At 62.0% G+C, this 20,842-nt stretch carries 17 protein-coding genes; 5 read left to right on the top strand and 12 right to left on the bottom strand.

What is annotated here, in order from left to right:
• Positions 1–22 precede the first annotated feature (22 nt).
• Positions 23–475: an Lrp/AsnC family transcriptional regulator gene (locus IF103_RS10510; RefSeq protein WP_023380258.1), complete on the top strand. Its 453-nt coding sequence runs from the start codon at positions 23–25 to the stop codon at positions 473–475.
• A gap of 63 nt (positions 476–538) precedes the next feature.
• Here IF103_RS10510 and IF103_RS10505 read toward each other — a convergent pair whose 3' ends face one another.
• From IF103_RS10505 to glnT, 4 genes are all read right to left on the bottom strand, one after another.
• Positions 539–1,864 (bottom strand): FMN-binding glutamate synthase family protein, encoded by a 1,326-nt coding sequence (locus IF103_RS10505; RefSeq protein WP_027907194.1) that lies wholly within the window; start codon positions 1,862–1,864, stop codon positions 539–541.
• A gap of 15 nt (positions 1,865–1,879) precedes the next feature.
• Complete coding sequence (locus IF103_RS10500; RefSeq protein WP_023380256.1) at positions 1,880–2,554, bottom strand: GltB/FmdC/FwdC-like GXGXG domain-containing protein; 675 nt, start codon at positions 2,552–2,554, stop codon at positions 1,880–1,882.
• A gap of 28 nt (positions 2,555–2,582) precedes the next feature.
• Complete coding sequence (locus IF103_RS10495; RefSeq protein ID WP_023380255.1) at positions 2,583–3,488, bottom strand: class II glutamine amidotransferase; 906 nt, start codon at positions 3,486–3,488, stop codon at positions 2,583–2,585.
• 66 nt (positions 3,489–3,554) lie between these two features.
• Positions 3,555–4,889: a type III glutamate--ammonia ligase gene (gene glnT / locus IF103_RS10490; protein WP_023380254.1), complete on the bottom strand. Its 1,335-nt coding sequence runs from the start codon at positions 4,887–4,889 to the stop codon at positions 3,555–3,557.
• Positions 4,890–5,232: 343 nt separating this feature from the next.
• On the opposite strand from glnT, the gene IF103_RS10485 reads away from it, so the two are divergent.
• A complete protein-coding gene (locus tag IF103_RS10485) occupies positions 5,233–5,826 on the top strand; it encodes a helix-turn-helix domain-containing protein (protein WP_023380252.1) in 594 nt (197 codons plus the stop codon).
• 224 nt (positions 5,827–6,050) lie between these two features.
• On the opposite strand, the gene IF103_RS10480 is transcribed toward IF103_RS10485, so the two are convergent.
• Both IF103_RS10480 and IF103_RS10475 read right to left on the bottom strand, forming a co-directional pair.
• The gene (locus IF103_RS10480) at positions 6,051–6,920 is read right to left on the bottom strand and encodes an RHS repeat-associated core domain-containing protein (protein WP_202676090.1); all 870 of its coding nucleotides are present in this window, start codon (positions 6,918–6,920) and stop codon (positions 6,051–6,053) included.
• A 167-nt stretch (positions 6,921–7,087) separates the two neighbouring features.
• Positions 7,088–7,975: a LysR family transcriptional regulator gene (locus tag IF103_RS10475; protein ID WP_202676089.1), complete on the bottom strand. Its 888-nt coding sequence runs from the start codon at positions 7,973–7,975 to the stop codon at positions 7,088–7,090.
• Positions 7,976–8,086: 111 nt separating this feature from the next.
• Between IF103_RS10475 and IF103_RS10470 the strand changes: the two genes are divergently transcribed.
• Positions 8,087–9,148 (top strand): YeiH family protein, encoded by a 1,062-nt coding sequence (locus tag IF103_RS10470; RefSeq protein WP_027907192.1) that lies wholly within the window; start codon positions 8,087–8,089, stop codon positions 9,146–9,148.
• A gap of 150 nt (positions 9,149–9,298) precedes the next feature.
• Positions 9,299–10,672: a nucleotide 5'-monophosphate nucleosidase PpnN gene (gene ppnN, locus IF103_RS10465; protein ID WP_023380248.1), complete on the top strand. Its 1,374-nt coding sequence runs from the start codon at positions 9,299–9,301 to the stop codon at positions 10,670–10,672.
• A 32-nt stretch (positions 10,673–10,704) separates the two neighbouring features.
• Here the strand turns inward: ppnN and IF103_RS10460 are convergent, their stop codons facing one another.
• Positions 10,705–11,856 (bottom strand): GGDEF domain-containing protein, encoded by a 1,152-nt coding sequence (locus IF103_RS10460; RefSeq protein ID WP_081669660.1) that lies wholly within the window; start codon positions 11,854–11,856, stop codon positions 10,705–10,707.
• Between the two features lie 125 nt (positions 11,857–11,981).
• Positions 11,982–13,310 carry a CDP-diacylglycerol--serine O-phosphatidyltransferase gene (gene pssA / locus IF103_RS10455; protein WP_409269556.1) on the bottom strand — a complete coding sequence of 443 codons (1,329 nt, stop codon included), beginning with the start codon at positions 13,308–13,310 and terminating at the stop codon, positions 11,982–11,984.
• A gap of 159 nt (positions 13,311–13,469) precedes the next feature.
• Between pssA and cahR the strand changes: the two genes are divergently transcribed.
• On the top strand, positions 13,470–14,465 hold the full coding sequence (cahR, locus tag IF103_RS10450) for a transcriptional regulator CahA (RefSeq protein ID WP_023380242.1): 996 nt from the start codon (positions 13,470–13,472) through the stop codon (positions 14,463–14,465).
• 90 nt (positions 14,466–14,555) lie between these two features.
• Here cahR and IF103_RS10445 read toward each other — a convergent pair whose 3' ends face one another.
• From IF103_RS10445 to katG, 4 genes are all read right to left on the bottom strand, one after another.
• The gene (locus IF103_RS10445; RefSeq protein ID WP_202676088.1) at positions 14,556–15,890 is read right to left on the bottom strand and encodes an MFS transporter; all 1,335 of its coding nucleotides are present in this window, start codon (positions 15,888–15,890) and stop codon (positions 14,556–14,558) included.
• A 179-nt stretch (positions 15,891–16,069) separates the two neighbouring features.
• Positions 16,070–17,281: a creatinase gene (creA, locus tag IF103_RS10440; protein WP_023380238.1), complete on the bottom strand. Its 1,212-nt coding sequence runs from the start codon at positions 17,279–17,281 to the stop codon at positions 16,070–16,072.
• 162 nt (positions 17,282–17,443) lie between these two features.
• A complete protein-coding gene (locus tag IF103_RS10435) occupies positions 17,444–18,244 on the bottom strand; it encodes a polysaccharide pyruvyl transferase family protein (protein WP_023380237.1) in 801 nt (266 codons plus the stop codon).
• Between the two features lie 341 nt (positions 18,245–18,585).
• On the bottom strand, positions 18,586–20,835 hold the full coding sequence (katG, locus tag IF103_RS10430; RefSeq protein WP_104881866.1) for a catalase/peroxidase HPI: 2,250 nt from the start codon (positions 20,833–20,835) through the stop codon (positions 18,586–18,588).
• Positions 20,836–20,842: the final 7 nt, after the last annotated feature.

Genomic DNA, 20,842 nt, shown 5'->3' with positions numbered 1-20,842 from the left:
ATTTGGTGGAAGATTCTTCCCAATGGACAGAACAGACAGAAAGATACTTGCCGAACTGCAAAAAGACGGTCGGCTGTCGGTCACAGAGCTCGCCGACCGCGTCGGCCTGAGCCTGTCGCCATGCCACAGGCGGCTGAAGGCGCTGGAGGAGAACGGCGCGATTCTTGGCTATCACGCACGCTTGGCGCCCTCGGCCTTGGGGCTCAATTTCGCGGCATTGGTGTTCGTCACCTTGCGCGAAGTCACCCGCCAGCCCGTGGCCGATTTCGAAGGCGCACTGGGTGAAATTCCGCAGATCGTCGAGGCCCAGCGGTTGTTTGGCGACCCAGATTACTTGTTGCATGTGGTGGCCAAGGACCTGCCGGCGTTTCAGAAGCTGTACGACGAGCAATTGACCAGCATTCCCAATGTGAAACGGTTGAGTTCGACATTGGTGATGAAAGAGGTGATCCAGGATCGGCTGTTGCCGATGTAGGCGTTGCATCGGTCTCATCGCCGGCAAGCCGGCGATGAGACCAGAGCAGTCAGTGCAACAACATCAGTACTGCGCCTGCCCCGGTACCCAGGCAGTACCCGCCAGCGGCACCCGCGCCATGGCCGCTGCTTCCACCGTCAGCGCCACCAGGTCCTCAGGGTCAAGGTTGTGCAGGTGCGACTTGCCGCAGGCGCGGGCCATGGTCTGGGCTTCGAGCACCAGGACCCGCAGGTAGTTGGCCAGGCGACGACCGGCCTCCTCCGGGTTCAGGCGCTTGGCCAGTTCCGGGTCCTGCGTGGTGATACCCGCTGGGTCTCGGCCGTTCTGCCAGTCGTCGTAGAAGCCGGCAGCCGAGCCGATTTTTTTCAGTTCGGCATCCAGCCGTGGATGGTTGTCGCCCAGGGCGATCAGCGCGGCAGTCCCGATGGCCACGGCATCGGCGCCCAAGGCCATGGCTTTGGCCACGTCAGCACCATTGCGGATGCCTCCGGAGACAATCAGTTGAACCTGGCGGTGCATGCCCATTTCCTGCAGCGCCTGCACCGCTTGCGGGATGGCTGGCAGGATCGGGATACCCACGTGCTCAATGAACACTTCCTGGGTCGCTGCGGTACCGCCCTGCATGCCGTCGAGCACGATCACGTCCGCACCGGCCTTCACCGCCAGCTTCACGTCATAGTACGGTCGGCTGGCACCGATCTTGACGTAGATGGGCTTTTCCCAATCGGTGATCTCGCGCAGCTCGGCAATCTTGATCGCCAGGTCATCCGGTCCGGTCCAATCCGGGTGGCGGCAGGCGCTGCGCTGATCGACCCCGATCGGCAAGGTGCGCATACCGGCCACCCGCTCGGTCACTTTCATGCCCAGCAACATACCGCCGCCGCCAGGCTTGGCGCCCTGGCCAAGGACGATCTCGATGGCGTCGGCCTTGCGCAGGTCATCCGGGTTCATGCCATAGCGCGAAGGCAGGTACTGGTAGACAAGATGCTGCGACTGGCCGCGCTCTTCCGTGGTCATGCCGCCGTCACCGGTGGTGGTACTGGTACCGGCGATGGTGGCCCCACGGCCCAGAGCCTCCTTGGCGTTGGCTGACAACGCGCCGAAGCTCATGCCGGCGATGGTCACCGGGATTTTCAGGTGTATCGGCTTCTTGGCAAAACGGGTGCCCAGGACTACGTCCGTGCCGCATTTTTCGCGGTAGCCTTCCAACGGGTACCGCGACACGCTGGCGCCCAGCAGCAACAGATCGTCGAAATGCGGCACACGGCGCTTGGTGCCACCGCCACGAATGTCATAGATGCCGGTTTCGGCGGCGCGCTGGATTTCCTGGATGGTCAGGCGGTCGAAGGTGGCCGACTCACGCAGTACCGGGGTGGGTTGCTCGCTCATGATGGTGCTCCTGATTCAGTACGCGCTGGCGTTGTCGACTTTGAAGTTGTACAGCTGGCGAGCCGAGCCGTAGCGTTTGAAATCGGCGGCCTTGTGGTCGAGGCCGGCCTTGTTCAGCAGCTCTTGCAGCTCTTGCAGGTGTTCGGCGCGCATTTCCTTTTCGATGCAGTCAGAACCCAGCGACTGCACCGTGCCTTTGACGTAGATACGCACCTCATACAGTGAATCGCCCAGTGCATCGCCCGCATCGCCGCACACCACCAGGCGCCCGGCCTGGCCCATGAAGCAGCTCATATGGCCAATGCTGCCGCCGACGACGATGTCCACGCCCTTCATGGAAATGCCGCAACGCGCTCCGGCATCGCCCTCGATCACCAGCAAGCCGCCATGGGCAGTCGCGCCGGCTGCTTGCGAGGCGCTGCCCTTGACGCGCACGGAGCCGGACATCATGTTCTCGGCAACGCCCACGCCGACATTGCCGTGCACGGTAACGCTAGCCCTCTGGTTCATTCCGGCGCAGTAGTAGCCGGCATGGCCGTCGATGTCCACGGAAACGGCCTGGTTGATGCCTACAGCCAGGTTGTGCTTGCCGTCCGGGTGGCTGACCCGCCATTCACGGTCTTGCACCTCGCCGTGCAAGGCCTGGTTGAGCTCGCGCACCGAGGCGCTGGAAAGGTCGATGGTCTTCATGCAAGTGCTCCAGTGTTCGGTGAAAGGGTCAGGCGCTTTCGCGCTCCCAGACGTAGAGGGTGGCGGGTGCTGGTTCCCAGACCCTGGCCTTGTCGATGCCTGGCAGACTGGCCAGGGCCTGGTACTCCGAGGCCATGGCCACGTAGTCATCGGTCTCGGCCAGCACCGCCGGCTTGCAGGCGATCGGGTCGCGAATCACGGCAAAGCCGTTGCGGGTGCCGATGGCGAAAGTGAAGAAGCCATCCAGGTCCTCCAGCGCACCATCCAGGGCCTGGGCCAGGGTGTCGCCCTGGCGAAGGCGCCAGGTCAGGTAGCCGGCAGCCACCTCGGTGTCGTTGTCGGTCTCGAAGCTGATGCCTTCGCGCTTGAGCTCCTGGCGCAGACGGAAGTGGTTGGACAGCGAGCCGTTGTGCACCAGGCACAGGTCGGCGCCGGTGGAAAACGGGTGGCTGCCCTCCATGGTCACCGCGCTTTCGGTGGCCATGCGGGTATGACCAATGATGTGGCTGCCCTTCATGGTGGCCAGGCCGAAACGGCTGGAAATCTCCGCCGGTAGGCCCATGCCCTTGAGAATCTCGATGCTCCGCCCAGCGCTCATGATGCGCACGTTCGGCGCCAGCTCGACCAGTGCCTGGCGCACGGCGGCCTCGCTGCTGTGTACCTTCAACACGGCGGCACTGGCGTTCTGGAACCAGTCCAGCGAGCAGCCAAGACGCCCTTCCAGCTCGCCCATCAGGGCGGTCCAGGGGTAGTCGATGTCGCTGGCCTGCAAGGTCAACTTAACCCAACCCTCGGCCACTTCGTCGCCGTAGATGGCAAAGCCGGCACTGTCGGGGCCGCGATCGGTCATGGCTTGCAGCATGGGTTCGAACAGCTTGCCGAGTTGGGCCTCCAGCTCGGGCTTTTTCAGGTACAGACCTACGATTCCACACATGGTGATACTCCTTACAAGGCAGTGGGCGACCGCGCTCGCTGTAGCCGCCCAGGGGATTGGGGGCGGTCAGAAGAACTCGGTGTAACGCTGGATTTCCCAGTCGGAGACATGGCGGCTGTATTCCACCCACTCCATGCGCTTGAGCTTGATGAACTCGTCGACGATCTCGGCACCCAACACCTCGCGGAACAGGGGGTCGGCCTCCAGGGCGTCGGCGGCTTCCTTGAGCGACTGCGGCAGGGTCTTGATGCCGCGGTCGGCGATCTCTTCGAGGCTGAGGTTGTAGAGGTTCTCGTTGCACATCTCGCCCGGCTCCAACTGCCGGTCGATACCATCCAGGCCGGCGGCGATGATCGCGGCGGTGACCAGATAAGGGTTGCAGCCCGCGTCCGGCAGGCGAAACTCCAGGCGCCCGTAAGGAATGCGCACCATGGCCGAGCGATTGTTGGCGCCGTAGGCGACGAAAGCCGGAGCCCAGGTGGCGCCAGACAGCGAACGGCCCACCACCAGGCGCTTGTACGAGTTGACCGTTGGCGCGGCGAAGGCACACAGGGCCGGCCCATGGGCCAATAGGCCGGCGGCGAAGTGGTAGGCCAGCTTGGACAGTCCCATGCCGCTGCTGTCGGAGGGATCGTGGAACAGGTTCTTGTTGGTGCTGCTGGCCAGCGACAGGTGAAAGTGCATGCCATTGCCCGCACGCTTGGGGTCAGGTTTGGGCATGAACGAGCAGATCATCCCCAGGTCGTTGGCGATCTCGCCGGCGGCCATGCGGAAGAACGTGAAACGGTCGGCCGACTCCATGGCATCGGAATAGGTGTAGTTGATCTCGAACTGGCCGTTGGCATCCTCGTGGTCTATCTGGTAGATGTCGAAGCCGACCGGCTGCAGGGCCTCGGTCAGGCGCTCGAGGAACAGCCGCGAACGCGACAAGCCTTTGTAGTCGTAGCAAGGTTTGTCGAGGTTGTCCGAGGCATCCACCAACTGCAGCTTGCCGCTTTCGTCCCGACGAAACAGGCTGAACTCCGGTTCAAGGCCAGTGTTCAGGGTCCAGCCTTTGTCGGCCAGGCGCTGCACCTGTTGTTGCAGCACGTAGCGGCTGTCGTAAGGCCAGGGTTGGCCATTGACGTGACCGACGCACACCACGCGACCATAGCCGGGCTGCCAAGGCACCGGGATCAGTGTGGACAGATCACCACGGGCCATGAAGTCCGGACCATGGGGTTCCATGCCCATACCGCAGATGGCGAACCCGGCGAAGCCGGCGCCCTCCTCGGCCACCATCTTCAGGCCCGATACCGGCACCGATTTGGTTTTCGCCGAGCCATGGATATCGACGAATTGGGCCAACACGTACTTGATGCCGTGTTGATCGAGGGTGCGCTGGGTTTCTGCTGGCAACATGGGTTGAACACTCCTGGGTAAGGGGGCAAGGCATGGTGGACCTGCATGTAATTCCGCACGGGAAATTTACTTTCCTATCAGGAATGCAACAGCCTTGCCAACTTTTTGCCAGGAGTGCCCCTGTCGCCAGCAAGCCGGCGCTTGGGGTAATGCTTTACCCGTGCAGGCGCCGGCTTGTCGACGATGAAGCCAGTCCGGCCATGGGGCAGTTTTTCTTTTATATATGTGGGAAACTAGTTTTCACCCGAGGAAAGAGGCCTCTGCTGCAGCCTCACCCTGCGCTTTCCCAGTGCGAAATCTTTATTCCTGAACTGAAACAGTGCAACGCGTGAAAGGAAACGTGATGTTGACCGAGACCGAACCCCGCCTCCGCCTTGAGCAGTACCTGGGCCTGCAGATCAAGCGCCAGCGCCAGGCCCAGTCCCTCAAGCTCGCCGATGTGGCGCGCATCGCCGGCATCAGCCAAGGCATGCTGAGCAAGATCGAGAACGCCCAAGTGTCCACCAGCCTCGACACGCTCAGTCGCCTGTGCGACGTGCTGGGTATGCCGATGGCAAAGCTGTTCAGCCAATATGACCAGCCCGACGGCAATGCCTTGCTGGTGAAGGCCGGCGAAGGATTGGAGGTGGTTCGCCGCGGGACCGAAAAAGGCCACACCTACCATCTGCTCAATCACGCCAGGGGGCCGAAAAAAAACTTCGAGGCGTACATGGTGACCATGGACGACGCCAGTGAAGAATTCCCGACCTTCGCTCACCCCGGCACCGAGTTCCTCCACTTGCTGGAGGGCGAGCTGGTGTATCGTCACGGCAACCAGCTCTATCACATGCAGGCCGGTGACAGCCTGACCTTCGACGGCGAGACCCCGCACGGCCCCGAGCAGCTGGTGCAAGTACCCATCCGCCTGTTGTCGATCATGAATTACGCAGACGAGTGACACGGCGGAGCCAGGCCACAACCGATGTCGCGATCGGATAAACACCTGGGCGATGCGCTTACCTTGCGCAACCCGCCGGTGCTGGGCCTGAGCGGTGCCCTCTGGCTATCCCCCGGGTAACCTTCTTCATCGCCATGGTCGAGCGCGGCGGCCAGTGTATCGGTGTGGTGCAAGGTTCGCCGCTGAGGGTCCCGGCCGGGTGTCAGGCGCACTCGCTTCCCAGGTTAACGCCGCCTGGGGGGTGGCGTGGGGGCGTCTGGTGGTGAATAGCTTTGCAGCATCTTGTCAAATTGGTCAACTTCCCGTCGAAGACGCACATCCCAAATTGCTTTGGCGACTTCAGGCCATGCAGACTCTGCAAGTTGCGCTCTAGGGTGCTGAACAGCAGGAAGAGAAAACCCTCCAAAATCTGCTTTACTGACTTCACGAGATTTATAATTCCTGAGCCCACGTGCGGGCTGAAACGCTCCAACACCCAATACGTAGGTATCCTTTTTTACCTCATAGTTACCAGCCGGCAGATGAAGAATAGGTGACCCATACACAAAATTCACTGAAAAATCATCAGCAGCAAAGTTGTACGTTAAATCAAACCTACTGTAACCGTAGTGCGGAACCCCGTGTTTATATATCCGTGCAACTACTGTTTCCCTTTCCATGGGCCATCCAGTCATTCCCTTAGCCTGTTGCCTGAAGTTCGCGAGCTGTGGATACAAGCTTGGTCGAAGATTCGCGCTTTTCAGAACGCTGATATCCAAGCGCTTTTGAGGATTCGCTTGCCTTCCGACGCCGCTCCTGCTGAGCCCTGAAGGGTCGACGTAATTCACTGGATCGCCAGCGCAATAGGCATAGGCATTTACACCGCCGCTACCAAACGGGCTCAAGACGTCGGGGCAGACAAAACGACCCAGTGAGGGATCGTACATCCGCCGCCCCATACCCAGCAGATAACAGCCACTGTGTGTGTCCTGCCATTGGCCGGCAAAACCAACACGCGATGAACATTGGGAACTGACGGACACACCATAGGGCGTGTAGGCCAGGTCATGGCACTGACGGTTGTGGCAGCTGGCACTGCGAAAACAACGATCCATCGTGAATCACCCCGCGCCTGACGGAAGGGCAACTTTAAAGAGAAAGCCGTGGCCTGAACACTGGCAGTTTTAACAGGCCACTTGGCTGACGCGTCAATTCCCCCCGACGCTATACCGCCCCGGCAATAAACTTCGATCACAAAGCCGGTAATTGGCGGCCAACACAGTCAACCCGACGCTTGCAGGCCAATACATAATTCCAGAAACCGCGCCGCCGCCCGCGACGGGGAGGCGGCATGCGGGACCAGAATGGAAAACCGCCGCACCAACGCCTGCGGCACAACCTGCAACCGGTGCAACGCGCCATCCTCGTGACGGATCGACATCGCCGACACGAAACCGATCCCCATCCCGGCCCGCACCGCCTCCTTCACCCCTTCCACCCCGGCAATCTCCAGCGCCACACGCATCGCCACGCCGCTGCGGGCAAATGCCCGCTCGACGATCTGTCGCACACCCGAGCCGCTCTCGCGCAGCACCAGTGGGTAGGCCCCTAGCGCCGCCAGCGTTTGCTGGTCACTGCCAGCCAGCGGATGCCCACGCGGCACGATGGCGACGATCTCGTCTTCCCGCCACGCCGTCACCACCGTGCCCAATGGCAGCTCCTTTCCCGGCGGCCCTTCGATCAGGGCGATGTCGACGCTGTCGAGCGCGGCGACGATCTCCGCCGTGTTGCCGTTGGAAGTGCTCACCAGCACCTCCGGGTAGCGAGCATGGAAATCGGCAATCAGGTACGGCAGCAGGTAGCTGGCAGGCGTGGTGCTGGCGCCGATGCGCAAGGTACCGCGCTCCAGCCCACGCATGGCCTCGCGCAATGCCTGGGCCTGACGAAACGTTTCGCGCAGGCGCTCAGCATGGGCCAGCAACTGCTCCCCGGCAGCTGTCAGCCGCACACCCCGGCCGGCGCGCTGATAGAGAGGTTCGCCAAAGGCCTCCTGCAGCAACTTGAGCTGGCCAGACACCGCCGGCTGCGACAGGTGCAGCGCCTGGGCCGCATGGCTGATGTTGCCGTGTTCCGCAACCGTGGCGAACGTTATCAGTTGTTCTGGGGTCATGAGAATAAAATATCAGCTAAACGGATATTTTCCATTCTAAATTACGATTTTTTATAAGCTTATAACCAGATTAACGTAGGTCATGTCGAAACACCTTTCCGGAGGACTCACATGGCCACGGTTCCGTCCCACCCTGCCTTTGCTCCTACCCTCGCCACCCGAGGGCGGCTCAATGGCGTTCTGTTCGTCGCGCTGTTCGCGCTTGCGGTCACCCAGTTGGCCGGCCTGCCTGCCATCGCCAATCTTGGCATCAGCCCGCTGATCGTCGGCATCGTCGCAGGTGCCCTGTATGGCAACGCGCTGCGCCATGGCGTGCCTGACAGTTGGGCGGCAGGTATCAACTTTTCTGCTCGCCAGCTGCTGCGAATTGCCGTGGCATTCTTTGGTCTACGGGTCAGTCTGCAGGAAATCGCCGAGGTCGGTTGGTCGGGGTTGACGGTGTCGCTGCTGATTGTCGTCAGCACCCTGCTGATCGGCCTCTGGTGCGGCATGAAACTGCTCAAGCTGGACCGCGATACCGCGCTGCTTACTGCCGCGGGCAGCGCGATCTGCGGCGCCGCCGCCGTACTGGCGTTCGAATCCGCCCTGCGCAGCGCCCCGCACAAAAGCGCCATGGCCGTCGGCAGCGTGGTGTTGTTCGGCACCCTGTCGATGTTTCTCTACCCGTTGGCGATCAATGCTGGCTGGATCCCGCTCGACACCCTCGGTGCCGGCCTGTTCCTCGGCGGCACCGTCCATGAAGTTGCCCAGGTGGTGGGCGCCGCCAGCAACATCAGCTCAGAGGCCACGCACATCGCTACCATCGTCAAGATGACCCGGGTCATGCTGCTGGTCCCCGTGTTGCTGGTAGTGGGTGTGTGGATCAGCCGCTCGCGCAAGGCCGGCCAGGTGCACGGCAACGGGCGCATCGCCATGCCTTGGTTCGCCTTCGGTTTCCTCGCGCTGGTGCTGGTGAATTCGCTGCAGGTCCTGCCAAGCGGGCTGATCCAGACGGTCAACAGCCTCGACACCTTCGCCCTGACCATGGCCATGACCGCTCTGGGCATGGAAACCCGCTTGAGCCAGATTCGCCAGGCCGGCCCCCGGGCGTTGGCCACCGGCGCGATCCTCAACCTGTGGCTGGTCGGGGGTGGCCTGGCCATTACCCTGGGGGTGCAAAAGCTGTTCGGATGAGCGGTTGACGTGGCATGGCCCTCTTCGCGGGTAAACCCGCGAAGAGGGCCATGCCACGTCAAGATTTTATTGACCCCTCTCGTTGCCAGGTGAAATTGTCGGTATGGTGGTGTCAAAGAAGGATGTTTTACCTGCACAGGAAAGACTTAGATGCCCCAACGCAATGTCATCAATGCATCCGTCAGCCCCAAAGGCAGCCTGGAAACGCTGTCGCAACGTGAAGTCCAACAACTGAGTGAAGTCGGTACCGGTAGCCTCTACACCCTGTTCCGCCAGTGCGCCCTGGCCATCCTCAACACCGGCGCCCATGTCGACAATGCCAAGACCATCCTTGAGGCCTACCAAGACTTCGAGGTCCGTATTCACCAGCAAGACCGCGGCGTACGCCTGGAGCTGCTCAATGCCCCGGCCGATGCCTTCGTCGATGGCGAAATGATCGCCAGCACCCGTGAAATGCTGTTCTGCGCCCTGCGCGATATCGTCTACACCGAAAGCGAGCTGGCCAGCCAGCGCATCGATCTGGAAAGCTCCCAAGGCATCACCGACTACGTCTTCCACCTGCTGCGCAACGCACGCACCCTGCGTCCGGGCGTCGAGCCCAAAATGGTCGTGTGCTGGGGCGGTCACTCGATCAGCAGCGAGGAGTACCAGTACACCAAGAAGGTCGGCCACGAGCTGGGCCTGCGCAAGCTGGACGTCTGCACCGGCTGCGGGCCGGGTGTGATGAAGGGCCCGATGAAAGGTGCCACCATTGCCCACGCCAAGCAGCGCATGCACGGCAGCCGTTACCTGGGCCTGACCGAGCCGGGCATCATCGCCGCCGAGGCGCCCAACCCGATCGTCAACGAATTGGTGATCCTGCCGGACATCGAGAAGCGCCTGGAAGCCTTCGTCCGTGTCGGCCACGGCATCATCATCTTCCCCGGCGGTGCCGGTACTGCAGAAGAGTTCCTGTACCTGCTGGGCATCCTCATGCACCCGGACAACAAGGACCTGCCGTTCCCGGTCATTCTCACCGGCCCACGCAGTGCCGAACCCTACCTGCAGCAGTTGCACCAGTTCGTCGGCTCGACCCTCGGCGAAGCCGCTCACCGCCTGTACAAGATCATCATCGACGACCCGGCCGAGGTGGCCCGGCACATGGTCGAGGGCCTCAAGGAGGTCAAGCAGTTCCGCCGCGAGCGAAACGACGCATTCCACTTCAACTGGTTGCTGAAGATCGAGGAGAGCTTCCAGCGTCCATTCGACCCTACTCACCAGAACATGGCGGATCTGGACCTGCGCCGGGAGCTGCCGCCCCATGAGCTGGCGGCCAACCTACGCCGGGCGTTTTCCGGGATCGTAGCCGGCAACGTCAAGGACAAGGGCATTCGCCTGATCGAGGAACACGGGCCGTACCAGATTCGCGGCGACCGCGCCGTGATGGACCCATTGGGTCGTCTGTTGCAGGCGTTCGTCGACCAGCACCGAATGAAACTGCCCGGCGGCGCGGCCTACGTGCCATGCTACCAGGTAGTGGCCTGACCCACGGCCGATGGCGACCAGCCGAGCAGGCGCTACACCGTGCGGTCAACCAACCGAATGCTGTTACGCCCACCCCGCTTGGACTGATACAACGCCACATCACCTTGTTCGATCAGCGCGGCCAGACTGACTGGCGGCTGGTCGAACAGGTTGGCACCGATGCTCAGGGTCACCGCCTCAGGTGTTGGCAGGTTCTGCGCCGCCGCCTCCCGAAACTGCTCCCGCAATCGACCACCCAACGCCTCCACGCGCTCACGACTGGCATCGCTGAGCAGAATGACGAACTCATCGCCCCCCAGCCGGGCGGCCAGCGAACGCTCTGGTAGCAGCGCACGAATCATTTCGCTCAGGGTAACCAGCAGGCGATCACCAGCTGCATGACCATGCAGGTCGTTGACCAGCTTGAAATTGTCGATATCGATCAGCAGCAAGGCCCCCGGTCGCGCCGGGCTGACATCCTTGAACAGGTGGGTTGCGCGCACTTCCAGTGCACGGCGGTTGTACAGGGCCGTCAGTGGGTCGCGTGCGGCCAGTCGGGCAATACGTTCTTCGCGCCTGTAGCGCACGGTGCCCGTCATCGACAAGGCGATCAGCATGATCGCCATTGCCCCCTCGACCAGGGAAATCTGGATGATCAGCCCGCCGAAGGTGGCCAGGTCGATCAAGGTGCCCGGCATGATCGCGATGACCGCCTTGGCGACGTAGAACAGCCCATGGATGAGCAACACATAGCGCAGTTGCACCGCACCCACGCTCAATGATTTGCCATGCGGGCGCAGCAGGAAGCTGGCCCAGAGCGTCAACAGCGACACCAGCAGCGAGTTGACCATCAGCATGACCTTTGACCACTGCGGCCCCACGGGGAGCAGCAGCAAGGCGAACCACGCCAGCACGATCAGCAGCCATGCTTTGGACCACCGCGCCTGGGTGAAATGCATTACCCCGGCCAGGAAGAACGCGTGGGCGACCACCAGCAAGCCGTTGGCGAACCAGATCCCGATCAGCAGCAGGCCGACTCCCCGCAGCAAGGCCAAGGTGGAACCGACGGTGATCGTGGCGAACCCGGCACTCCAGAACAGCAAAGAAGGTTCGCGAACGCTACGCCACTCGATTGCCAGGTACAAGGCAGCCGCGGCGGCCAGGGCGATCGAAATGGTCAGCATCGTAGGAGGGTCAAGCGCCATGATACGGATTGGCCTATCTGGTTAACGTGAAAGCCGCTGATTGTATGCGCTTGTCATGGCTTTTCAGAGGGGGCACATCCATTTGAATATGCCGCCTTCAGGTTAACCTGGACGCTGGCCCGTCCTCACAACACGCGCTTGATCAAAGGCTCCAATCGACTGTAGCGCAGCCTGCGCAAAAACCTGCGCACTTCCTTGGGATGTTCGGCCTGGATACCCAGTTCTTCTGCCGAGGCAATCTTCGGTGCATGGTGGCGCAACGACTCAAGCTCGGATGCCCGAGGTACCAGCCAGTGCCCTTGCGGGTCGTCGATCAGCAAACCGTTTTCCAGGTCCAGGTTGAACCCGCGCGGGTTGAGGTTGTTGCCGGTCAGCAGTGAATAACGCTGGTCGATCCACAGCCCTTTGGCATGGAAGGTATGCCCTGGATCGTTCCACACCCGCACCACCAGCTGACCACTGGCGATGGCGCCATCGCGACGGCGGGCGAAGGTCCGAAGATTGTCTTCATACAGGTAGGGCAAGGCACCGCTGGCACTGAACGGCTCACCGGGCGTGATATAGAAGTCGTTGGCCGTTCGGTGACCGACGATCAGCTCGATGCGCACGCCGCGTTCCAAGGCATGGTCGATCTCGCGCATCAGTACCCGTGGCGGGTTGAAGTACGGCGTGCTGATGATGATCTGTGATCGGGCGGTGGCCAACAGCGTGCAAAGTGTTCGGTTGAGCAGGTTGCCACGCCCAACGCCGAGCAGCGGAATCACCCGCACACCCTCCCCCTGCTGCGCTGCTGGCACCTCATAGGCCATGCGCCGCAAGCGAGCCCGCAGGCGCCGGATATCGGCGCGCAAGCCACGGTTCACTGGCGGAGCCGGCAGGTCCAGGCGCGGCGTGGCGGTATGATGCAGCAGGCGTCGAACCAGATCGACCATGGCATCGGCCAACGCCGGCGAGTGAAACAGATGGTAGCGGTCCAGGCGATAGCGGTCGAATCGATGCAGATAGACGTTATTCAAGCTGGCGCCGGTATAGATCACGCAATCGTCGATGACGCTGCCTTTCAGGTGCAACACGCCGAACAGCTCGCGGGTTTGCACCGGGACGCCGTGAATCACCACATCCAACCCGCGCAACTGGCGCTGGGCCTGGTACCACGCGGCATTGCCCGGCTGGCGCCCTGCCCCCAGGAGGCCGCGCCGGGCCCGGAACCAGTCGACCACGATGACGATCTGAAGCCCCGGCCGCGCAGCTTTGGCCTGGTACAGCGCGTCGAGTACCTCCTGGCCGGCCTCGTCCTCCTGCAGGTACAACGCGACGATGACGATGCGCCGGGTGGCCGCCTTGATGCGCTCCAGCAGGCAGGCCCGATAGGCTGCGGCATCGGGCAGTACCTGGATCGACTCGGCGGGCATGAAGACACCTGGCAGCGCAGCCAGCATGGAATCGGGTTTCACCAACGTTCACCTTTTCTGTGCAATCAGGTCCATTCCTGGTCGCTGTACGCGGGGTGTAAGATCGACCCGGCAACGACCCATAACTACAAGAAACACATGAGGCTTCAATTTTTCACTGCCCCTGACGAATTACGCCTCAGCTTGCACAGGAAGATCGCAATGGTCCACCCCGCTTCAACGATTGGTACGCCGTCCACGACCAGAACGTTCGGATTCCTGGTCTTGCCGAACTTCACCACCATCGGCCTGGCCTCGGCGGTGGAGACCTTGCGCATGGCCAACTTGGCAGCCCGCCGCACCTTGTTCCGCACCGTCCTGATCGCAGCCAGCGATGCCCCGGTCATGGCCAGCAATGGCATGCGCGTCTTGCCTGACCATAGCATCGCCAACAGCCCGGCGCTGGATGCCCTGTTCGTGGTGGGCGCCAACCCCATCGATCGAGGGCGCGAGAGCAATCGACCACTCATCGACTGGCTGCGTCAACTGGCGCGACAACGGCTGCCGCTGGGCGGTATCTGTACCGGCAGCTACCTGCTCGCGCGGGCCGACCTGCTCAAAGGCTACCGCTGCACCATCCACTGGGAAGACCTACAGACCCTGCAGGAGCAGTTTCCCGGCATCGTCATCTCCAGCCAGCTGTTCGAGCTCGACCGCGACCGCTATACCTGCTCCGGCGGTGTGGCCGCCATGGACATGATGCTGCAGCTGGTGGCCCGTGAAGCCGGTGGGCAGGACATCGCCGCCAAGGCCGCCGAGCTGCTGCTGTGCGACCGGGTACGCGGTGAGCGGGAACGTCAGCGGGTGCCCTTGCGCACTCTGCTGGGCAGCGCACAGCCCAAGCTCAGCCAGGTGGTGGCGATCATGGAGGCGAATCTTGAGGAGCCGCTGGGCCTGGAGGAACTGGCCAGCCTCAACGAGGTGACCGTCCGCCAGCTTGAGCGTTTGTTCCACAAGTACCTGCAGCGCACGCCTAGCCAGTACTACCTGGAATTGCGCCTGTCGCGGGCGCGGGAGTTGCTGCTGCGCAGCAATGTGCAGGTGCGGGAAGTGGCGTTGGCCTGCGGGTTCAGCTCGCCGGCGCATTTTTCCAAGAGCTATAGCCGGTTCTTTGGCCTGTCGCCGTTGGGCGAACGGCGACAGGCTTCGTTGCACTGACAGCCTGATCGCCGGCAAGCCGGCGCCTGGCGGGTTCGGCTTGCGCTGCGTAGTAACCGGCTCGCCGCCGATCAGGCGCGTATCGACGGCTCAGTCCTTCAAGGCCGCATGCGCCGTTTCCCGGCACATCAGCATCGCCACCAACGCCACCAGCGCTGCAGCCAGCAGATACCCCGCTGGGGCCAGCTTGTTGCCCGTCAGTTGAATCAACCAGGTGGCGATGAACGGAGCCGTGCCGCCGAACAGCGCATTGGCCACGTTGAAACACAAGGCAAAGCCACTGAAGCGAACCCGGGTGGGGAAGATTTCCGCCAGCAGACACGGCAGCGTTCCATCATTCATCGCCAGCATCGCTCCGAACAGAATCTGGATCGCCAGGATCACCAGCAGCGGCTGGCCCTCGAGCAACTTGAACAGCGGAATGGTGAGCCCCAGGAACAACAGCGAAGCCACTACCAGCATGGTCTTGCGGCCAAAGTGGTCGGACAGCCGTCCCATCAGGAAAATCAGGCCGATGTAGGTCGCCAGCGACACGGTCGAGGCGATGAACGAATCCCGCTCGCTCATGCCCATCTCGGTGGACAGGTAGGTTGGCATGTAGCTCAGCAGCAGGTAGAAGGCCACGGCATTCAGGCAGGTCACGCCGATGCCAATGGCCAGGCTACGACGGTGCCGGGACAGCAATTCGCGAATCGGTGCCGGGGTCATGCAGGCCTTGCTCTCCAGACGCTGTTCCATTTCCAGGAACTTGGGCGTGTCCTGCAGGCTCATGCGGATATAGCGGCCGACCAGGCCAAAGGGGGCGGCCAGCAGGAACGGCAGGCGCCATCCCCAACTGTGCAGGTCTTCGGTACTGAGCACTTCGTGCAGCACCGCCACGAAGGTCGCACCGAACAACAGCCCCGCCGCGGTACTGGCCGGCACGATACTGGTGTAGAGCCCGCGCCGCCCGGGTGGCGCGTATTCAGCCAGAAACGCCGAAGCCCCGGCATACTCGCCTGAGGCGGAGAAGCCCTGGACCAGGCGAATGAGCAACAGCAGGGATGGCGCCCACAGGCCGATTTGCCCATAGCCCGGCAGCAGGCCGATGCAGAATGTCGAGATCGACATGATCAGGATCGACAGTGACAGCGCATTGCGTCGCCCATGGCGGTCACCAAAATGTCCCCACACCATGCCGCCCAGAGGGCGGACCAGAAAGGACAGGGCAAATACCGCGAAGGTTGCCAACAGGCCGGTAGTCTTGTCGGTCTGGGGGAAAAAGGTCGCAGCGATGATGGTGGCCAGGTAACCGTAGGCGGCGTAGTCGAACCACTCGACGAAGTTGCCCATGAAGCTGGCGCGGGCGGCCTTGCGCAAGGCCTGGCGCTCGGCGCTCTGGCTGGCGGCGTCGAGTGTGGATGCATTCAGGGTGGTGCTGGACATGACGGGTACCCTCTGATTCTTCTAATTGGAGGCAGGGTCTGATGGTCATTCAGTGATGTTCTTGTTGTATGCCTCGGCCGCCTCGCCGGCAAGCCAGCGTCCACGGGTACTGGCAGCTGTTGAGCACACTGCCTGACCGGTGGGCGCGGGTTCACCCGCGAAGCGACCGACATCGGTCCTTACTTGCGAACGATGTTGTGCTCTGGCCCATACGGGAACTTGGTGATGTTCTCGGCGCCATGCTCGTTGACGATGAGGATATCGTGCTCGCGATACCCGCCTGCCCCCGGTCGCCCTTCCGGCAGCATGATCATCGGCTCGATCGACACCACCATCCCCGGTTCCAGCACCGTGTCGATGTCCTCGCGCAGCTCCAGCCCGGCTTCGCGGCCATAGTAGTGGCTGAGGGTACCGAACGAGTGGCCGTAACCGAAGGTGCGGTACTGCAACAGGTCATGCCGCAGGAAGATCTCGTTCAACTCGCGGGCGATATCGCAGCAGCGCATGCCTGGGCGCACCAGCTTCAGTCCCGCCTCGTGCACTTCCACGTTGGCCTGCCAGAGGCGCAGGTATTCGTCTGGGCAGTGGTCCAGGAACAGCGTGCGCTCCAGCGCCGTGTAGTAGCCGGCGATCATCGGGAAGCAGTTGAGGCTGAGAATGTCGCCTTTGTTGACCCTGCGGCTGGTTACCGGATTGTGAGCACCGTCGGTGTTGAGCCCGGACTGGAACCAGGTCCAGGTGTCCATCAATTCGGCATCGGGGAAACTTCTGGCAATCTCGCGCACCATGGCCTGGGTGGCATGCAGCGCCACTTCGTACTCCGGTGCCTGGTCGCGCAATGCTTCGACGACCGCCGCACCACCGATGTCGGCCACCCGTGCGCCGTGGCGAATTAGCGCCTGTTCCTCGGCGGATTTGATCATGCGCATGCGCATGCAGGGAGCACCGATGTCCAGCAACTCGGCCTTGGGGTAGCAGGCGGCGAGCTTGGCGTGGTTCTGCAGGTTGAGGTGGTCGTACTCCACGCCGATGCGCGACGCCAGTGGCAGGGCCTGCTGGATGGCGACGTAGAAGTTGTCGCGCTGCCAGTCGGTGTAGACGATGTTGTCGGTGCCTACGGTGCGGCGCCAGGGTTGGCCGCCGTCGATATTGGCGCTGATCGACACCACCTTGTCCTGGGTGATCACCAGCGCATAAGGACGACCAAACGAGCAATACAGGAAGTCGCTGTAATAGTTGACGTTGTGGTAGGAGGTGAAGATCGCGGCTTCGATGTCGTGCTCGGCCATGTAGGCGCGCAGACGGGCGTGGCGAGCGGCGTATTCCTGGGCGCTGAAGGTGGGCTGCACCTTCTCGCCGTTACGAATCCTCAGGGTCTTGGGCATTTGCATGGTCGGTATTCCTTGTGGTTGTGAGCACGCTGTTCAGGCCGGCCGCCTGGGAAGCATTGCAACAGAACGCTCGGGAACGCTTTTGTATCTATCCGACCTGGAATTGGCGCTATGGCCGTCGACAAGCCGAAGCTCGAATGCCTCGGCTTGTCGAATCGGCGGTTACAACGCTGGGAACGCCTTGATGAGGTTTTGCTGGATATCGCCAAGTCCTGGGCGAAGATAATCGCCCATGCAGCTTTCGACAGACCAATTAGCGTCCTGCAAGATCTGGTCGGGCGTTATCGGTGCGGGGTCAACGATGCCAAAGGCTGAGTAGTAGTCCTGGAACTTGAACTCCCAGTTGGCATTTCTTTCCATGGCCATCCATTTATTGGGCACGCCGTAGGAATCTGCAACGATCAGCCCATGCAGACTGGTGGACAGCACGAACTCACAGGAGGCTATCTCGGACAACACCTGTTTTACTGGCGAATACACATCAATGACCTTCGAACCCGGCAGGTGCTGTAAGAGCGCCTTGATGACGGGAGCAGCACGGTGATTGATATGTGGAATGATGCCGATGCGGGTGTGCTTGTGCAGTGGCCTGTTGACCAGTGAAGACGAAAGCAGCCCAGGGTCGCCCAGCACAGGCTGGCGTTTCAAACCTTGGATACGCGATGCGCATTTCTGCCCACGTACCGCGTGGTAGTAGTGCCGACTCGAGAACAGATCCTGCGCGTCTGCGGTGCCTGCCCCCCAGATGTGCAGCTTGCGTGGAAAGCCCCAGATCCTGGCTTTCTTCTCGCGCCCCAAGACACTGCCAATGGCAATGAGTTCGGCGGATTTTATCGGCGAATGTTCGACTTTCTTGCCGGATACGAACTCGACGATATCGGCAGAGAGGTAGTCTCCGAAGTTTTGGCGGTTCGGGTCTTTACGCCCGCTACCGCGACACCAATACAGCTTGATACGACCCACACACACCACCTGGTTACAATCAGGGAACACACTTCCCCAAAGCCTTCCTTGACGCCGCGGCGATCTATAACCGCCCACGCCCCCAATAAACGCCAATGGAACGAACAGCTGTCAGACAGCCACCTATGCACGCGAAAAAAGGGCCGCATGATAGCGCACCCTTGCTGCGATTACTGCCTGCGTCTTATGGGGAAGCATGCACTAACAGCAAACTTCCGTCGGCAGATTGGAAGGGGGAATGACTGATGTTTCAGGAAACCCAGGGGTGAGTCGCCCTCCGGCAAAACATCGCAACCGGAGGGTAACTCGAGGCCTGTCGCATCAGGCCTTGGGGAGGGGACTCAACGCGGCAAGTCGAAGCGGTCGAGTTCCATCACTTTGGCCCAGGCCGCGACGAAGTCCTTGACGAACTTGGCGCTGCCATCGCTGCTGCCGTACACCTCGCTCAAGGCTCGCAGTTGGGCATGGGAGCCGAACACCAGGTCAACCCGGGTGCCGGTCCACTTCACTTGCCCGGTCTTGCGATCGCGCCCCTCGAAGGTGTCGTTGTCGGCCGAGGTCGACTTCCATTCCACGCCCATGTCCAGCAGGTTACGGAAGAAGTCGTTGCTCAGGCTGCCGGGCTTGTCGGTGAACACCCCATGCTTTGAACCACCATGGTTGGCCCCCAGCACACGCAAGCCGCCGATCAGCACCGTCAGCTCCGGAGCGGTGAGGGTCAGCAACTGCGCCTTGTCCAGCAGCAATTTCTCGGCCTTGACGCTGTAGCGCGCCTTGGTGAAATTGCGGAAGCCGTCAGCCAGCGGCTCCAGCACGGCGAACGACTCGACATCGGTCTGCGCCTGGCTGGCATCGACACGCCCAGGATGGAACGGCACGCTGACATCGTGCCCGGCGTCCTTGGCGGCCTTCTCCACCGCCGCGTTGCCGGCCAGCACGATCAGGTCGGCCAGGGAGACCTTCTTGCCGCCACTGTTGAACTCGCTCTGGATCTTTTCCAGCGCCGTCAACACGTTCTCAACGCCCTGGTTGGCAGCCCAGTCCTTTTGCGGCGCCAGACGCAGGCGAGCGCCGTTCGCGCCCCCTCGCTTGTCCGACCCGCGGAACGTCGAGGCCGAAGCCCAGGCGGTGGACACCAGCTCGGCAACACTCAGGCCCGACGCCAGCACCTTGGCCTTAAGCGTCGCGATGTCCTGCTCGTTCACCAACGGATGATCGACTTTCGGCAACGGGTCTTGCCACAGCAGCTCTTCGTTGGGCATTTCCGGGCCCAGGTAACGAGCCAGAGGCCCCATGTCACGGTGGATCAGCTTGTACCAGGCGCGGGCGAAGGCATCCGCCAACTGGTCGGGATTGTCCTTGAAGCGACGGGCGATGGGCTCGTAGATCGGGTCGAAACGCAAGGCCAGGTCAGAGGTGAGCATGGACGGCGCGTGGCGTTTGGCCGGGTCGTGGGCATCCGGCACGGTGCCGGCCCCCTTGCCGTCCTTGGGTCGCCATTGGTGCGCACCCGCCGGGCTCTTGGTCAGTTCCCACTCGAAGTTGAACAGGTTGTTCAGGTACTCGTTGCTCCAGCGGGTCGGGGTCGAGGTCCAGGTCACTTCCAGACCACTGGTGATGGTATCGCCGCCCTTGCCGGTGCCGAACTTGTTGGCCCAGCCCAGGCCCTGCAGCTCCAGCCCCGCGGCTTCTGGCTCGGGCCCGACGTTGTCGGCCGGGCCGGCACCATGGGTCTTGCCGAAGGCGTGGCCGCCGGCAATCAGGGCAACCGTTTCTTCATCGTTCATGGCCATGCGGCCAAAGGTTTCACGGATATCCTTGCCCGAGGCCACTGGGTCGGGAACGCCCTCCGGGCCTTCCGGGTTCACGTAGATCAAGCCCATCTGCACAGCGGCCAGCGGGTTTTCAAGATTACGCTCGCCGGAGAGCGTACGGCTCTCTTCTTCCGGACGCTTGGCCGGTTCGGCCACCAGGTCGCCCTGGCCGGGCGCTTGGGCCTTGCCATAGCGGGTATCACCACCCAACCAGACTTTCTCCGAGCCCCAATACACGTCTTCGTCTGGTTCCCAGACGTCGGCACGCCCACCCGAGAAACCGAAGGTCTTGAAGCCCATCGATTCGAGGGCAACGTTGCCGGTGAGCACGATCAGGTCGGCCCAGGAAATCTTGTTTCCGTACTTTTGCTTGATCGGCCACAGCAGGCGCCGTGCCTTGTCCAGGCTGACGTTGTCCGGCCAGCTGTTGAGCGGGGCGAAACGCTGCTGCCCAGAGCCAGCGCCACCACGGCCGTCACCGATGCGGTAGGTGCCCGCGCTATGCCAGGCCATGCGGATGAACAATGGGCCATAGTGACCGAAGTCGGCTGGCCACCAGTCCTGGGAATCGGTCATCAAGGCGGTCAGGTCTTTCTTCAGGGCCTGGAAATCGAGGCTCTTGAACGCCTTGGCGTAATCGAAGTCCTTGTCCATCGGGTCGGACTTCGAGGAATGTTGATGGAGAATCCTAAGATTGAGCTGGTCAGGCCACCAGTCGCGGTTGGTGGTGCCGCCACCTGCGGTTTGATGGAACGGGCATTTCGATTCGTTCGACATCTGCGGT

Origin of the sequence: Pseudomonas sp. SK2 (genome assembly GCF_016772395.1) — a bacterium.
Taxonomy (GTDB): domain Bacteria; phylum Pseudomonadota; class Gammaproteobacteria; order Pseudomonadales; family Pseudomonadaceae; genus Aquipseudomonas; species Aquipseudomonas taiwanensis.
This window is presented reverse-complemented; position numbering and strand designations above follow the sequence as displayed.

Bases quoted from the DNA above. Each gene is read 5' to 3' on its own strand.
- IF103_RS10500 (WP_023380256.1), bottom strand. From the start codon at position 2,554: ATGAAGACCATCGACCTTTCCAGCGCCTCGGTGCGCGAGCTCAACCAG.
- katG (WP_104881866.1), bottom strand. From the start codon at position 20,835: ATGTCGAACGAATCGAAATGCCCGTTCCATCAAACCGCAGGTGGCGGC.
- cahR (WP_023380242.1), top strand. From the start codon at position 13,470: ATGGTCCACCCCGCTTCAACGATTGGTACGCCGTCCACGACCAGAACG.
- IF103_RS10475 (WP_202676089.1), bottom strand. From the start codon at position 7,975: ATGACCCCAGAACAACTGATAACGTTCGCCACGGTTGCGGAACACGGC.
- ppnN (WP_023380248.1), top strand. From the start codon at position 9,299: ATGCCCCAACGCAATGTCATCAATGCATCCGTCAGCCCCAAAGGCAGC.
- IF103_RS10510 (WP_023380258.1), top strand. From the start codon at position 23: ATGGACAGAACAGACAGAAAGATACTTGCCGAACTGCAAAAAGACGGT.
- glnT (WP_023380254.1), bottom strand. From the start codon at position 4,889: ATGTTGCCAGCAGAAACCCAGCGCACCCTCGATCAACACGGCATCAAG.
- IF103_RS10505 (WP_027907194.1), bottom strand. From the start codon at position 1,864: ATGAGCGAGCAACCCACCCCGGTACTGCGTGAGTCGGCCACCTTCGAC.
- IF103_RS10485 (WP_023380252.1), top strand. From the start codon at position 5,233: ATGTTGACCGAGACCGAACCCCGCCTCCGCCTTGAGCAGTACCTGGGC.
- IF103_RS10495 (WP_023380255.1), bottom strand. From the start codon at position 3,488: ATGTGTGGAATCGTAGGTCTGTACCTGAAAAAGCCCGAGCTGGAGGCC.
- IF103_RS10445 (WP_202676088.1), bottom strand. From the start codon at position 15,890: ATGTCCAGCACCACCCTGAATGCATCCACACTCGACGCCGCCAGCCAG.
- IF103_RS10480 (WP_202676090.1), bottom strand. From the start codon at position 6,920: ATGGATCGTTGTTTTCGCAGTGCCAGCTGCCACAACCGTCAGTGCCAT.
- creA (WP_023380238.1), bottom strand. From the start codon at position 17,281: ATGCAAATGCCCAAGACCCTGAGGATTCGTAACGGCGAGAAGGTGCAG.
- IF103_RS10460 (WP_081669660.1), bottom strand. From the start codon at position 11,856: ATGGCGCTTGACCCTCCTACGATGCTGACCATTTCGATCGCCCTGGCC.
- IF103_RS10470 (WP_027907192.1), top strand. From the start codon at position 8,087: ATGGCCACGGTTCCGTCCCACCCTGCCTTTGCTCCTACCCTCGCCACC.